Origin of the sequence: Streptomyces sp. NPDC052012, from assembly GCF_040689265.1 — a bacterium.
GTDB lineage: Bacteria > Actinomycetota > Actinomycetes > Streptomycetales > Streptomycetaceae > Streptomyces.
In genome coordinates, this window is record NZ_JBFAXA010000019.1 from 100,763 (window position 1) to 115,431 (window position 14,669).

A 14,669-nucleotide genomic window follows, 5' to 3' on the forward strand; every position below is an offset into this window, starting at 1 on the left:
AGAACGGGGCAGTGATGCGCAAGGCGAGCAGGATCATCCGGATACGCAGGTCGCCCGAGAACCTCACGGCGACTCCCCGCACGCGCAGAGCCGCACGGACCGCCGCCGCCCTCGCGGCGGGTGTGCTCGCGGTCTCGCTCACCGCGTGCGGAGGCGACGACGACGGCGGCGGCGACAACGAGGGCGGCGGCGACGAGACCCGCACCAACGTCACCCTCCCCAAGCTGGACGGCGAGACCCTCGAGGTGGCCGCCGTGTGGACCGGCGCCGAGCAGGACAACTTCAAGAAGGTCCTCGCGGAGTTCGAGAAGCGCACCGGCGCCAAGGTGAACTTCGTGCCCGCGCAGGACCCGATCATCAACTTCCTCGGCTCGAAGGTGGCGGGCGGTGCCCCGCCGGACATCGCGATGCTGCCGCAGCCCGGAGCCATCAAGCAGGCCGTCGACAAGGGCTGGGCCAAGCCGCTCGGCGCCGAGGCCACCAAGGAGCTGGCCGAGAACTACTCGCAGGGCTGGCAGGACATCGGCAAGGTGGACGGCAAGAGTTACGGCGTCTACTACAAGGCCGCCAACAAGTCGCTGATCTGGTACAACGCCCAGGTCTTCGAGAACGCGGGCGCGGCCGAGCCCAAGACCTGGGACGAGCTGCTCACCACCGCGCAGACGGTGTACGACTCGGGCGTCACCCCGTTCTCCGTCGGCGGCGCCGAGGGCTGGACGCTGACCGACTGGTTCGAGAACGTCTATCTCTCCCAGGCCGGCCCGGAGAAGTACGACCAGCTGGCCAAGCACGAGATCAAGTGGACCGATCCGTCCGTCAAGGAGGCCCTGACCACGCTGGCCGAGGTCTGGGGCAAGAAGGACTACGTCGCGAGGGGCGCCCTGCAGACGGACTTCCCGAACTCGGTCACGCAGACCTTCACCGGCGGCGACCAGCCGAAGGCGGCGATGGTCTACGAGGGCGACTTCGCCCAGGTCAACATCGTCGAGGCGGGTGCGAAGGTCGGCACGGACGCGAAGGTGTTCCCGTTCCCGGCGGTCGGCGACACCCCGCCGGTGGTGTCCGGCGGTGACGCGGCGGTGATCCTGAAGGACTCCAAGGCGGCGCAGGCGCTGGCGACGTGGCTGGCTTCCCCGGACGCGGCGAGCATCCAGGCCGAGCTGGGCGGCTACCTCTCGCCGAACAAGAACGTGCCGAACTCGGCGTATCCGAACGAGGTCCAGCAGAAGATGGCCAAGGCGCTCATCGACGCCGGTGACGACTTCCGCTTCGACATGTCCGACCAGGCCCCGCAGGCCTTCGGCGGCACGCCCGGCAAGGGCGAGTGGAAGGCGCTGCAGGACTTCCTGAAGAACCCGAAGGACGTCGCGGGCACCCAGCAGCGGCTGGAGGCCGACGCGGCGGCGGCGTACGGGAACTGATCCGGCGATGGCGTCGGACACGGCGGCGGGGACCGCGAAGGTCCCTGCCGCTCCCAGGTCGCGCAAGAGCGTCACCGGCACCCGCAGGACCGTCGCGGCGCTGTTCCTGCTGCCCGCGCTGGTACTGCTCGGGGCGCTCGTGGTCTACCCGATCGGGTACTCCGTCATCCGCAGTTTCTACGACCAGTCCGGCGACGGTTTCGCCGGATTCGACAACTACCAGGCCCTGTTCACCGACGACGGCATCCGCACGGCCCTGAAGAACAACATCATCTGGGTGGTGTTCGCGCCGACGATCGCGACCGCGCTCGGTCTGATCTTCGCGGTGCTGACCGAACGGGTGCGCTGGGGCACGGCGTTCAAGCTGGTCGTCTTCATGCCGATGGCGATCTCGATGCTGGCGGCGGGCATCATCTTCCGGCTGGTGTACGACCAGGACCCGGACAAGGGCGTCGCGAACGCGGTGTGGGTGGGGGTGCACGACACCTTCGCCCAGTCGTCGGCGTTCCCGAAGGCGCACCCGGGCCGCGAATCGCCGCTGGAGCCGGCCGGCGGCGGTGCCTTCGTCACCAAGGGCACGGTCAGCGCGGGCGACACGGTCACGCTGCCGCTGGTCGGGGTGGCCCCCGATCTGATGCCGGACGACGCGAAACGGGCGGCGGCGCCGAAGCCGGAGGGCGACCGGATCACCGGCACGACCTGGCAGGACTTCACCCGCGGCAAGGGCGTCGGCACGCTGAACGGCGTCGACGCCTCGGAGTTGGGCTATGCCGGCATGAAGATCGAGGCCGTCAAGGACGGCAAGGTGGTGGAGACGGCCACCGCCGGTGACGACGGCACGTTCTCGCTGTCGGCGAAGGCCGACGGGGCTCAGCTCCGGCTGCCCGCGAGCAACTTCAAGGAGCCCTACAACGGCCTGGACTGGCTCGGCCCGTCACTGGTCACGCCCGCCATCATCGGCTCGTACATCTGGATGTGGGCCGGGTTCGCGATGGTGCTGATCGCGGCCGGGCTCGCGGGCATGCCGCGGGATCTGCTGGAGGCGGCGCGGGTGGACGGCGCCAACGAGTGGCAGGTGTTCAGACGGATCACCGTGCCGCTGCTGGCGCCGGTCCTCGCGGTCGTCACCGTCACGTTGATGATCAATGTGCTGAAGGTGTTCGACCTGGTCTTCATCATCGCGCCCGGCTCCTCGCAGGACGACGCCAACGTCCTCGCTCTGGAGCTGTACCGCCAGGGCTTCGCCGCCGACCAGCCGGGCATCGCCAGCGCCATCGCGGTGTTCCTGCTGCTCCTGGTGATCCCGGTGATGTGGTTCAACATCCGACGGCTCAGGCGGGAGGTCAGGCGATGAGTGCGGACGCCGGGAGTGTCACCAAGGCGGTCTCGCCGCCCGTGCCGACCGTCAAGACCGAGGAGTCGCTGGGGTCCAGGATCGCCGGATGGGTCAGCGGCGGGTTCGTGCGGGTGTTCCTGATCGTCGTCGGCCTGTTCTGGCTGGTCCCGACGATCGGTCTGCTGCTGGCGAGTCTGCGCGCACCGCAGGACATGGCCGCCAGCGGCTGGTGGAACGTGTTCACCGAGCCCTCGCAGCTCACCTTCGGCGCCTACGAGACCCTGCTGAAGAACGACGACATCACCGGCTCGCTGCTCAACACGGTGTACATCACCGTGCCGGCGACCGTCCTCGTGGTGGTGATCGGTTCCCTCGCCGGATACGCCTTCGCCTGGATGGAGTTCCCCGGCCGGGACTGGTGGTTCCTCGGCGTGGTGGCGTTGCTGGTCGTCCCCGTGCAGGTCGCGCTGCTCCCGGTCGCCGAACTCTTCGGCAACCTCGGCATCTTCGGCTCGCTGACCGGTGTGATCCTCTTCCACGTCGGCTTCGGCCTGCCGTTCGCGGTGTTCCTGCTGCGGAACTTCTTCGCGGAGATCCCACGGGAACTGCTGGAGGCGGCCCGCCTCGACGGCGCCGGTGAACTACGCCTGTTCGTACGGGTCGTGATGCCGCTCGCGGGACCGGCGATCGCCGCGCTGGGCATCTTCCAGTTCCTGTGGGTGTGGAACGACATGCTGGTCGCGCTGATCTTCACCGACTCGGACAGCCAGCCGATCACGGTCGCGCTGACCTCACAGGTACGGCAGTTCGGCAGCAACATCGAGGTGCTGGCGCCGGGCGCGTTCATCTCGATGGTGATCCCGCTGATCGTGTTCTTCGCGTTCCAGCGGCAGTTCGTCTCCGGCGTGATGGCGGGCGCGGTCAAGTAGCCGCCGGAGGGCGTCAAGTCGAAGGGGCGGACGGCGGGAAGTCCGCCCCTTCGGGTGACCGGTGTCCCCCGGATGCCGCAGCCGGCGTAACCGGGACGGCCCAGTGACCGTTCCGACAGGGCCGAACGCCCGCGCCGACCCATGGATGCCCGTTGCCCAGGTTCAGTGTCATTGTCCCCGCGTACCAGGTTCAGGCGTATCTGCACGAGTGCCTCGAATCGGTGCTGTCCCAGTCGTATCCCGACCTCGAACTGATCGCCGTCGACGACTGCTCGCCGGACGCCTGTGGCGCGGTGATCGACGAGTTCGCGGCCCGCGACCCGCGAGTACGGGCTGTGCACCTGCCCCGGAACGCCGGTCTCGGTCCCGCCCGCAACGCCGGCCTGGAGCGGGCTACCGGCGACTACCTGGTGTTCCTGGACGGCGACGACACCCTCACCCCGGACGCGCTGATGACGATGGCCGACCGGCTGAAGGAGACCGGCGAGCCGGATGTGCTGGTCTACGACTACGCGCGCACGTACTGGTCCGGTCAGGCCGTGCGCAACCGGGTCGCGGCCCAGCTCACCGAGCGCGGCCCGGCCCCGTTCCGCCTGGAGGACCGGCCGGGGCTGCTGAACCTGCTGATGGTGGCCTGGAACAAGGCGTACCGGCGGGAGTTCGTCGAGCGCGAGGGCTTCGTCTTCCCGCCCGGCTACTACGAGGACACGCCCTGGACGTACCCGGTCCTGATGACCGCGGAGTCGATCGCGACCCTGGACCGGGTGTGCGTGCACTACCGGCAGCGACGGGTGGGCGGCATCCTGCGCACCACCAGCGAGCGGCACTTCGACGTGTTCGACCAGTACGACCGGGTCTTCGCGTTTGTCGACGCGCGGCCCGAACTGGAGCGCTGGCGGCCGGTGCTGTTCCGCCGCATGGTCGACCATCTGACGACGGTCTACGCCCGGCGTGAGCGGCTGCCGCGCGGCTCGCGCGCCCAGTTCCTGCGCCGGGCCCGCGCCCACTACCGCCGCTATCGCTCCCCCGGTGTGCCCCTCCCCCCGCGCGTCCGCGTCCACCACACCCTGATCCGCTTCGGAATGCACCGCACCTACCGCACGCTGCGGTCGGCGCGGGCCCTGCACCACGGCACGGCCGGGCTCGCCGGGCGGCTGCTGGGCGCCCTGCGCTCCACCGCCCTGCGCCTGCACTACCGCGTCCAGCGGCTGCTTCCGCTGCGCACCGACCGGGCGGTCTTCGCCGCTCACGACGGGCGCGGCCACGGCTGCAACCCGGGCGCGCTGGAGTCCGCGTTCCGCGACCTCGCCCCGCACATCCGCACCGCCTGGGTCGCCCGGCCCGAGCACCGGCACGCCGTCCCGCCGGGCCCGCGCCGCCTGGTCCCCGGCACGGCCGCCTACTGGACCGCCCTGGCCCGCTCCGCGTATCTGGTGAGCAACACGGACTTCGAGCCCGGCCTGGTCAAACGCAAGGGCCAGACCCTCGTGCAGACACAAGCCGGCACCCCGCTCAAGCACATGGGCCTGGACCTCCTCGAACGCCCGGCGGCGTCCCGGGGCACCGACTTCGCGCGGGTCCTCGAGGGCGTCGACCAGTGGGACTACGTCGTCTCCGCCAACCGTCACTCCACGCTGACCTGGGAGCGGGTGTATCCCGGCCGCTACACCACGCTGGAGTACGGCCAGCCGCGCACCGACCGCCTCCACACCGCGACCGAGGCGGACGTGGCCCGGCTGCGGGAGTCCCTGGGCGTCCCCGAGGACGCGGTGGCGATCCTGTACGCGCCGACCCACCGTGACCACCGCCGCACCCAGCCCCGCCTGCTGGACCTGGAGCGCGTGGTCCGCCGCCTGGGCCCGCGGTTCGTGATCCTGGCCCGCGCCCACCCGCTGGACGACGCTCCGCTCGCGGTCACCTCGGGCCGGGTCGTGGACGTCTCCGGTCACCCGAGCGTGGAGTCGCTGTGTCTGGCCTCGGACGCCCTGGTGACCGACTACTCCTCGCTGATGTTCGACTACGCGGGCCTGGACCGGCCGATCGTGCTGCACATCCCCGACCAGGAGGCGTACGAGGCGGCCCGGGGCACCTACTTCGACGTGGCCGCGTTCCCGCCGGGGGCGCTCGCGCGCAGCGAGGACGAGCTGATCGACATCTTCGCCACCGGGCACTGGCGCGGCTCGCGCTCCGCGCAGCTGCGGGCGGTGTTCCGCGCCCGGTTCTGCCCGCACGACGACGGGCGCGCCGCGGAGCGGGTGGTCCGCCGGGTGGTGCTCGGCGAGACCGAGCTGCCGCCGGTGATCCCGCCGGCCGAGCGCCGTCCGGTGCCGTCGGCCGCCGCCGGACTCGACCGGCCGCCGCTGACGACGGTGCCGCAGCAGTCCGCGGTCCCGCTGCCCGTCGCCGACCGCGTCTGACCCCGTATCCGCGCCCCGTGTCCCGCTCGGGAGTTGCCATGCCCTCCGGCTCGACGCGGCCCACCCCGACCCGGCCGCCCACCTGGCGTCCGGCGGGGCGGCCCGGCCGGCGGCCCGTCGGCTGAGCCGGCCCGCGGCCCCGAGCCGTTCGCGACGTCCTACGAAAGAGCAGAATGCCCCGCTTCAGCATCATCGTCCCGTCCCACGGGGTCGAGGGCCGGCTGTCCCAGGCGCTCGACTCGGTCCTCGCCCAGTCCCTCGGTGACGTCGAGGTGATCCCGGTCTGCGACGGCCCCGGCTGTCTCGGCGCCCATGTCGCGGACCGCTACGCCGAACGGGACTCCCGGGTGGCCCCGGTCGACTCGCCGCCGTCGGACGGCCTGGCGGGGGCGCGCAACGCCGGGCTGAGGGCGGCGACCGGGGCGTACGTGCTGTTCCTCGACGGCGACGACGTCCTCGCGCCGGGGGCGCTGACGGCGCTGGACGCGCGGCTCGCCGCGACCGGAGACGTGGATGTGCTGTACGCCGAGCACGAGCGCGTCCCCTGGTGGGAGGGCGAGCCGGCCAACCCGGCGGCCCCGCTGCTGGCGAAGGCCCCCGACGGCGCCTTCGCCCCCTCGGACGCCCCGCAGTTGACGGGCGTCGCGCTGCCGGCGTTCGGCGCGGTCTGGCGCCGCTCCTTCGTCACCGGGCACCGGCTGGCCTTCCCCGAGGGGCACTTCACCGACATCGGCTGGGCCGGGACCGCCCTGCTGCACGCCGAGCGGGTCGCGGTGCTGCGCTCGGTCGTCGTACGGCATCTGCTGCGGCGGCAGGGCAGCCGGCTGAACCGGCCCGGGGCGCACCACACCGAACTGCTGGACCAGGTCGAGCTGGTGCTCACCCGCGCGGCCGGGCAGCGGCTGTCCGCCGAGCGGTCGGGCCCGCTGTTCGAGCAGCTCTTCGCCACCGTGCTCAAGACGGCCGCCCACCCCCGGCGGCTGCCGTCGGGGCGCGGCGCGTTCTTCGACCGGGCGAGCGCGCTGTACCGCCGGCACCGCCCGGGCGGCTACCGGCCCCCGGGCGGCAGCCTCGGCGTGCAGCACCGGCTGCTGGCGGCCGGGTCGTACGCGGCCTTCGCCGCGCTGCGCGCCGCCAACCGCTCGGTGAGCGGCACGGTCGCGTCACTGCCGTACCCGCGCGGCCTGCGCACCCGTCTGCGCTACCGGCGGGATCTGCGCCGGCCGCTGGATCCGAACCTCGCCGTGTACTGCGCGTACTGGGGCCGCGGGTACGCCTGCAACCCGGCCGCGATCCACGCCAAGGCCCGCGAACTCGCCCCGCACATCCGCTCGGTGTTCCTGGTGGAGGCGGACCAGGCGCACACCGTGCCGGAGGGCGTCGAGTACGCCGTCCTCGGCAGCCGCCGCGCCTGGGAGGTGCTGGCCCGCGCCAAGTACCTGATCAACAACGCGAACTTCGCCGAGGGCGTGGTCAAACGCACCGGCAGCGTCCACCTCCAGACCCAGCACGGCACCCCGCTGAAGACGATGGGCCTGGACCAGTCGACGTTCCCGGTGGTGGCCGCGGCGACGGGCAGCTTCACCAAGCTGCTGGGCCGGGTGGACCGCTGGGACTTCAACCTGTCCGCCAACCGCCACTCCACCCGCATGTGGGAGCGCGCCTTCCCCGGCTCCTACGAGCACCTGGAGTACGGCTATCCGCGCAACGACGTGTACTTCACCGCCACCGCCGACGACGTGGCCCGCGTCCGGCGCGAACTGGGCGTCCCGGAGGGCAGGACGGCCGTCCTGTACGCGCCCACGCACCGCGACCACCGCAGTGGCTTCGAGCCCGGCCTGGATCTGGAGGCGTTCTGCGAGGCGGCCGGCGAGGACGTCGTCGTGCTGCTGCGCGCCCACTACTTCTACGACCAGGGGGCCCGCCCGGGTGACGGCAGGGTCATCGACGTGACAGCGCACCGCTCCACGGAGGACGTGTGCCTGGCCGCCGACGCGCTGGTCACCGACTACTCGTCGATCATGTTCGACTACGCCGGCCTGGACCGCCCGATCGTCGTGTACGCCGACGACTGGGACGTCTACCGCCAGACGCGGGGCGTGTACTTCGACCTGATGGCCGAGCCACCCGGGCCGGTGACCCGCACCCCCGACGAGCTGGCCCGGGTGTTCCGGGACGGCTCGTGGGCGGGTGAGGAGTCGGCGGCGCTGCGGGCCCGTTTCCGCGAGAGGTTCTGCGAGTTCGACGACGGGCGGGCCGCCGAGCGGGTGGTGCGCAGGGTGCTGCTCGGTGAGCCGCCCGAGGCGCTGCCGCCCGTGATCCCGCTCGCCGAGCGTGTCCCGGCCCCGGCCGCCGCCGCAACCCTGGTGAGGAGCTGACGTGCCCCGCTTCAGCGTCATCGTGCCCGTCCACAAGGTGCAGGGCTATCTGCAGGAGTGCCTGGACTCGGTGCTCGGGCAGTCGTACCGCGATCTCGAGGTGATCGCCGTCGACGACCGCTCGCCCGACGGCTGCGGAGAGATCCTGGACGCGTACGCGGCCCGCGACGAGCGGGTGCGGGTGCTGCATCTGAACGAGAACGTGGGACTGGGCCGCGCCCGCAACGCCGGGATGGCGCAGGCCCGCGGCGACTACCTGTTCTTCCTCGACAGCGACGACACCCTCACCCCGGGCGCGCTCCGCGCGATCGCCGACCGGCTTCAGGAGTGCGCGGACCCGGACGTCCTGGTCTTCGACTACGCCCGCACCCACTGGTGGGGCGGTACCCGCCGCAACGTCCTGGCGCATCTGCTGGCCGGGACGGACGCCTGCTTCACCGCCGCCGAACGGCCCGAGATCCTCGACCTGCTGATGGTGGTGTGGAACAAGGTCCACCGCCGCGACTTCGTCGAGCGGGAGGGCTTCACCTTCCCGCCCGGCTACTACGAGGACACCCCCTGGACGTTCCCGGTGATGCTCAGCGCGGAACGCATCGCCACCCTGGACCGGATCTGCCTGTACTACCGGCAGCGCAGGCAGGGCAGCATCCTGTCCACCACCAGCCGCAAGCACTTCGACATCCACGAGCAGTACGCACGGGTGTTCCGGTTCGTCGACGCCCGCCCGGCGCTGGCCGGCTGGCGGCCGTTCCTGCACGCCAAGATGGGCGAGCACTGTCTGGACATCCTCGCCAAGCCGGACCGGCTGCCGCCGTCCGCCAAGGGCGAGTTCTTCCGCCGCACCGCCGAGATGTTCCGGATGCACCGCCCGGAGGGCGTCCGCGTCCCGGCCGAGCTGCGGGTGCTGGAGGGGAGTTACGCCGGCTATGTGCTGCGGCGGCGGGCCGCGCAGGCCGGGAAGGACGTCGGGCGGCGGGCCCGGCAGGCGCGTTCCGCCGCGGCGGTGCGGGCCGGTCGCGTGCGCACCGCGCTGAATCTGCGCCGGCCGCTGGATCCGCACCTCGCCGTGTACTCGGCGTTCTCGCACCGCGGCATGCTCGGCGACCCGGCGGCCGTCTACCACGCGGCCCGTGCCCTCGCCCCGCACATCCGGGGCGTGTGGGTGCTGGCCGACGAGGAACAGGCCGCCACCCTGCCGGCCGGCACGGAGTACGTGCTGGTGGGGTCCGCCGCGTACCGGAGGGTGACCGAGCGGGCCACGTACTTCGTCAACAACGTCAACTGGCCCGGCAGCCTGGTCAAGCGCCCCGGCAGCGTGCATGTGCACACCCATCAGGGCACCCCGCTGAAGTACATGGGCGCCGATCTGCTGGGCAGGCCCGGCGCCCGGCTCGGCTTCGACGTGCCGCAGATGCTGCGCCGGGCCGACCGCTGGGACTACAGCCTGGTCGCCAACCGGCACTCGGAGCTGGTGTGGCAGCGGGCCTTCCCCTGCCACTTCACCTCCCTGCGCACCGGCAGCCCCCGCAACGACGTGCTGGTCGGCGCCGACCCGGAGCGGGGTCGTGCGGTCCGGGCGCGGCTCGGGATCCCCGACGGCGACACGGTGGTGCTGTACGCGCCGACCCGGCGCGACTACCGCAGGGGCGGACTCGTGGAGCGGTTCGACCCGGCCCGGTTCGCGGCGGATCTCGGCGACGGCCACACCCTCGTCGTCCGGCTGCACCCGTCGCTGGCCGACGGGCCCGCGCGGGGGCTGGGCCTTTCGGAGCTGCACCGCCGGGGCGTGCTGGTGGACGCGACGGACGAGCCGCGGGTGGCGGACGTGATGCTGGCCTCGGACGTCCTGGTCACCGACTACTCGGCCCTGATGTTCGACTACGCCAACCTGGACCGGCCGATCGTGATCCACGCCGACGACTGGGAGACCTACCGGGCGAGCCGGGGCGCCTACTTCGACATCACCGCCGAGCCGCCGGGCCATGTCTCGCGCTCCTACCGGGAGCTGGCGTGGCTGTTCGACTCGGGGACCTGGCGGGACGAGGAGGCGGCCCGGCTGCGGTCCGCCTTCCGGGACCGGTTCTGCGAGTTCGACGACGGCCGGGCCGCCGAGCGGGTGGTCCGCACGCTCATGCTGAACGAGCCGCAGTCCGATGCCGCCCCCGCCCGGGTGCCGTCCCCGCGGGCCGGCCGCGACCTGCTGATCCCGTCGTGAGGCCGCGCACCTGGGTGCTGCTGCTGGTGGCGGTCTTCGCCCTGCTCCAGCTCGCGAACGTCACCGGCCGCGCCACCCCCGACACCAAGAACTACCTCTCGTACGCGCTGAGCCTGAAGGGCGAGAGCAAGCGGGACGCGGCGGTTGCCACCGTCGACTACTACTGCGCGAGCCGCGCGTCCATGGCGCACCGCAGGCAGAACGTGCACGTCGACAACTTCCACGGCCCGGATCCGGCGCCACGGGTGATGAAGGAGTGCCGGGAGCGGGAGCTGGGGCGGGTCGAGGCCCGTCTGGAGGCCGGGCAGACCGGCGGGCACACCATGCCGCACATGCCGGAGCGCTTCATGGCGATCTTCGAGGTGCGGCCCGGCTATCCGGTGTTCCTGGTGCCGTTCCTGACGCTGTTCGGTGTGTCGTGGGGGGTGTGGACGGCGAGCGTGGTCATCGCCTGCGCGGGCGGGGTGCTCGCGTTCCTGGTGCTGCGCACCCTCGGGGTTCCGGTGCCGCTCGCGCTGACCGGACAGGCGCTGTACTACGTCCTGCCGTGCGGGACCACCGCGATGCGCCCGATGACCGAGGGCCTGATGATGGCGCTGATCCTGGTCGTGCTGTGGGGCTGTGCGCTGGTGGTGCAGGGGGCGCGTACGCGCAGGGGGCTGGTGCTGGCGGGCGGTGCGCTGGCCGCGCTGTTCACGGTGAAGCACTCGCAGGCGCTGTTCCTCGGCCTCGGCCTGGCGGTCGCGGGCGCGGTGATCGCCGTACGGCGCCGGCGGCGGGGCCGCGCCGCGGGGCGCGGGGTGGTGGCCCTCGCCGGCGTGGGCTGCGCCGGGGTGTTCGGCACGGTGCTGCTGTCCCGGCTGCTGCACTATCCGTCGGTGTCGGAGAGCCTGCAGGATCTGCTCGCCGGTCATTTCACCCGCCCGGACCGGGAGCGTCTGTGGGCGGAGTTCTTCCAGCTCAACGGGAACTTCTGGATGGAGTGGCTGCGGCGGCAGATGTGGGAGCCGCTGTTCGTGGCGTTCCTGGCGGCGGGAGCCTGGGGGGCGTGGCGGCGGCGGGTGTTCGGTGCCTTCCTGGTCGCGGCTGCCGCAACCGGGTTCCTCAATCAGGCCGGTCACCCGGACATCAACATCTGGGGCGGCCGGCTCATCGTGGTGGCATGGCTGCTGCCGGTGCTGGGGGTGCCGCTGCTGCTGGAGCCGGTGCTGCGGGGGCGGGTGGCGCTGCCGGCGCAGGGGGCTCCGGTGGAGCTGGCGCGCTGAGCCGGGCGCGAGAGACCCGCGCGTCACTCGATGAGGTGAGGGGAGGTCATCGCCGTTGACCCGCACGGGAACATACGGCAAATGCCTCAGACACCCCGATTCCTCACTGCCCGATGAGCGCCGGAGCCCTCGTCCGGCGCACCGTGAGCGGCGCGACGGCGCTGCGCGGCGGCGGCTCCTGGCGCCCCACCCCGTACCAGGCCGCCGGGTTCCTCTTCTGGCTCGTGATGTCCCTGGCGTACTGGCGGGTGCCGCTGTGCTGCGACGCCGGGCAGCACGCAGCGGTCGTCGAACGGCTCAAGGCCGATCTGCTGAGCCCCCGGCATCCGACGGCGGATCTGCCGGGCGCGGGCAGCCCCTACTACTCGCCGTTCGCGCTGGCGCAGGGCGTCGTCGCGCGGCTGACGGGGCTGGGCGGCTGGGAGGTGGTCCGGCTCACCGGGCCGCTGAACCTGCTGGTGCTGCTCACCGGGATCGGCCGCTTCGTGCGCGTGCTGAGCCCGCGGCCGTGGGCGCCGGTGCTGGCGCTGGGCGCGATGACGCTGCTGTGGGGCACGGAGCGGGCCTGGTGGAGCGGCTACCTGGGCCTGATGTCGATGACGGGGAACCTCGCCTACCCCTCGGCGTTCGCGATCGGGCTCACCTTCTGGGCCTGGGCGCTCACCGGGGAGCGGGCCCGGGACACGGGCGCGGTGCGCTATGTGGGGCCGAGCGGGCTGCGCGGGCTGTCCGGGTACGCGGCCGTCGGCGCGCTGTACGGGCTGATCGTGCTGGTCCACCCGATCACGGCGGTGGCGGCGGCGCTGGGGGCGATGGCGTTCACCGCGGGATGGCAGCGGGGGTGGCCGCGGGCGGTCGTGAGGCGGTGGGCGCTCGCGGGCGGGTCGGCGGCGCTGGTCGCGGTGTCGTGGCCGTACTTCGACGTCCTGTCGCTGGCCGGCGACGGCAGCGTGGACGGGATGCACCGGAAGCTGTATCTGGATCTAGGGGGCCAGTTCTGGCTGGCCCTGCTGCTGGGGCTGCCGGCGCTGTGGCTGCGAGCGCGGCGCGATTCCTGGCGTGATCCGCTGGTGCTGATGTTCGTCCTGGACTGTGCGGTGGTGGCGTACGGCTGGTTCAGCGGGCACTACACCTACGGCAGGATCCTCGGGCTGACGCTCGTGCCGCTGCAGTTCGCGCTCGCGGTGGAGTTGGCGGCGGCCCGGCCGTGGCCGGTGTGGCGGCGGGTGCTCGGCGGGGCCGCGGCGGCGGGCGCCTGCGCCGGGTTCCTGACCGTGCAGGCCGGGGCGGTGGTGCCGCGGGCCCTGGATCCGGTCGGGTTCGACCAGCCGCCCGACTGGCCGGCGTACGAGTGGGCCGCACGGCACATCGGGCCGGGCGAGGTGGTGATCACCGACGGCTATCACGCCGTGCACGCGATCGCCGGATACGGTCCGAACCTCGCCGCGCCCGCCTGGCCGGACGCCGCCCTGGACGAACGCGAGCGGCAGCGCCGGCTGGCCGACGTCCGCTCCTATCTCGACGCCGGCTCGACCCGCGCCGAGCGCGACACCATCGCCCGCCGCTACCGGGTGCGCTGGCTGCTGCTGACGCGCTGGCACCCGGTTCCGGAGGAGGCCGTGGTGGTGGCGTGGAGCGAGCGGACGGGGGAGGTGCTGGCGCGGGTCGGGTGACGGCGCGGGTTACTCGATGACGAGGTCGACCGGGATGTTGCCGCGGGTGGCGTTGGAGTAGGGGCACACCTGGTGGGCCTGCTCGACCAGCTTGCGGCCGGTCGCCTCGTCCACGCTCTCGGGCAGCTCGACGCGCAGCGTCACCGCGAGCGCGAAGCCCTCGCCCTGCTTGCCGATGCCGACCTCGGCGGTCACCGCGGCGTCACTGACGTCGATCTTCGCGGCCCGGCCGACCAGGCCGAGCGCACTGGCGAAGCAGGCGGAGTACCCGGCGGCGAACAGCTGCTCGGGGTTGGTGCCCTGACCGGAGCCGCCCATCTCCACCGGGATGCCCAGCTTCAGGTCCAGCGTGCCGTCGGAGGAGACGGCGCGGCCCTCGCGGCCGTGGGTGGCGGTGGCGACGGCGGTGTAGAGCGCGTTCATGGGTGGACCTTCCCTCTCGTCGGGTTCGTGACGCCCTTGAGTAGAGCACACAATCCAGATGGACGCAATTAGATTGTGCACAACTAAATAGCCCACCGGGTCTACCCTGGAGGCATGACACCGAGCTCCTCCGACGACTGGCTCCGCCTGGACCAGCAGATCTGCTTCTCCCTGAACGCGGCCTCCCGCGCCTTCAACGGCGTCTACCGCGTGATCCTGAAGGACCTCGGGCTCACGTATCCGCAGTACCTGGTGATGCTGGTGCTCTGGGAGCACGGAGCCCTGCCCGTGAAGAAGCTCGGCGAGCATCTGCGGCTGGACTCCGGCACGCTCTCCCCGCTGCTCAAGCGGCTGGAGGCGGCCGGGCTGGTGCGCCGGGAGCGCAGCGCGCGCGACGAGCGGTCGGTGGAGGTGCGGCCGACCGAGGAGGGGCTCGCGCTGCGCGAACGCGCGCGGGAGGTGCCGCGCCGGATCGTCGAAGCGACCGGCTTCGAGCTCGACGAGATCCGCGCCCTGCGGTCCGACCTCGACCGGCTCACCACCGCCCTGGACACGGCGGCGACCACGGCGGCGACCATGGCATCGACGCACCACACGTGACGAAACGTCCCC

General features: G+C 72.3%; 10 protein-coding genes. 9 read left to right on the top strand and 1 reads right to left on the bottom strand.

Going from position 1 to position 14,669, the window contains the following annotated elements; genetic code table 11:
* Positions 1-14: 14 nt before the first annotated feature.
* From AB0412_RS26200 to AB0412_RS26235, 8 genes are all read left to right on the top strand, one after another.
* A complete protein-coding gene (locus AB0412_RS26200) occupies positions 15-1,421 on the top strand; it encodes an ABC transporter substrate-binding protein (protein ID WP_366405025.1) in 1,407 nt (468 codons plus the stop codon).
* A gap of 7 nt (positions 1,422-1,428) precedes the next feature.
* On the top strand, positions 1,429-2,775 hold the full coding sequence (locus AB0412_RS26205) for a sugar ABC transporter permease (protein ID WP_366405026.1): 1,347 nt from the start codon (positions 1,429-1,431) through the stop codon (positions 2,773-2,775).
* Positions 2,772-3,686: a carbohydrate ABC transporter permease gene (locus AB0412_RS26210; protein WP_366405027.1), complete on the top strand. Its 915-nt coding sequence runs from the start codon at positions 2,772-2,774 to the stop codon at positions 3,684-3,686. The genes AB0412_RS26205 and AB0412_RS26210 overlap by 4 nt, the downstream gene beginning before the upstream one ends.
* Before the next feature lie 152 nt (positions 3,687-3,838).
* Complete coding sequence (locus tag AB0412_RS26215; protein WP_366405028.1) at positions 3,839-6,103, top strand: bifunctional glycosyltransferase family 2 protein/CDP-glycerol:glycerophosphate glycerophosphotransferase; 2,265 nt, start codon at positions 3,839-3,841, stop codon at positions 6,101-6,103.
* 173 nt (positions 6,104-6,276) lie between these two features.
* Positions 6,277-8,481, top strand: a complete 2,205-nt coding sequence (locus AB0412_RS26220) for a CDP-glycerol glycerophosphotransferase family protein (RefSeq protein WP_366405029.1) — start codon at positions 6,277-6,279, stop codon at positions 8,479-8,481.
* A 1-nt stretch (position 8,482) separates the two neighbouring features.
* Positions 8,483-10,696 carry a CDP-glycerol glycerophosphotransferase family protein gene (locus AB0412_RS26225; RefSeq protein WP_366405030.1) on the top strand — a complete coding sequence of 738 codons (2,214 nt, stop codon included), beginning with the start codon at positions 8,483-8,485 and terminating at the stop codon, positions 10,694-10,696.
* The gene (locus AB0412_RS26230) at positions 10,693-11,961 is read left to right on the top strand and encodes a hypothetical protein (RefSeq protein ID WP_366405031.1); all 1,269 of its coding nucleotides are present in this window, start codon (positions 10,693-10,695) and stop codon (positions 11,959-11,961) included. Before AB0412_RS26225 ends, AB0412_RS26230 begins: the two co-directional genes overlap by 4 nt.
* 113 nt (positions 11,962-12,074) lie before the next feature.
* A complete protein-coding gene (locus tag AB0412_RS26235; protein WP_366405032.1) occupies positions 12,075-13,634 on the top strand; it encodes a hypothetical protein in 1,560 nt (519 codons plus the stop codon).
* 9 nt (positions 13,635-13,643) lie between these two features.
* Here the strand turns inward: AB0412_RS26235 and AB0412_RS26240 are convergent, their stop codons facing one another.
* Complete coding sequence (locus tag AB0412_RS26240; RefSeq protein ID WP_366405033.1) at positions 13,644-14,057, bottom strand: organic hydroperoxide resistance protein; 414 nt, start codon at positions 14,055-14,057, stop codon at positions 13,644-13,646.
* Positions 14,058-14,171: 114 nt separating this feature from the next.
* Between AB0412_RS26240 and AB0412_RS26245 the strand changes: the two genes are divergently transcribed.
* Positions 14,172-14,657, top strand: a complete 486-nt coding sequence (locus tag AB0412_RS26245; RefSeq protein ID WP_366405034.1) for a MarR family transcriptional regulator — start codon at positions 14,172-14,174, stop codon at positions 14,655-14,657.
* Positions 14,658-14,669 lie beyond the last annotated feature (12 nt).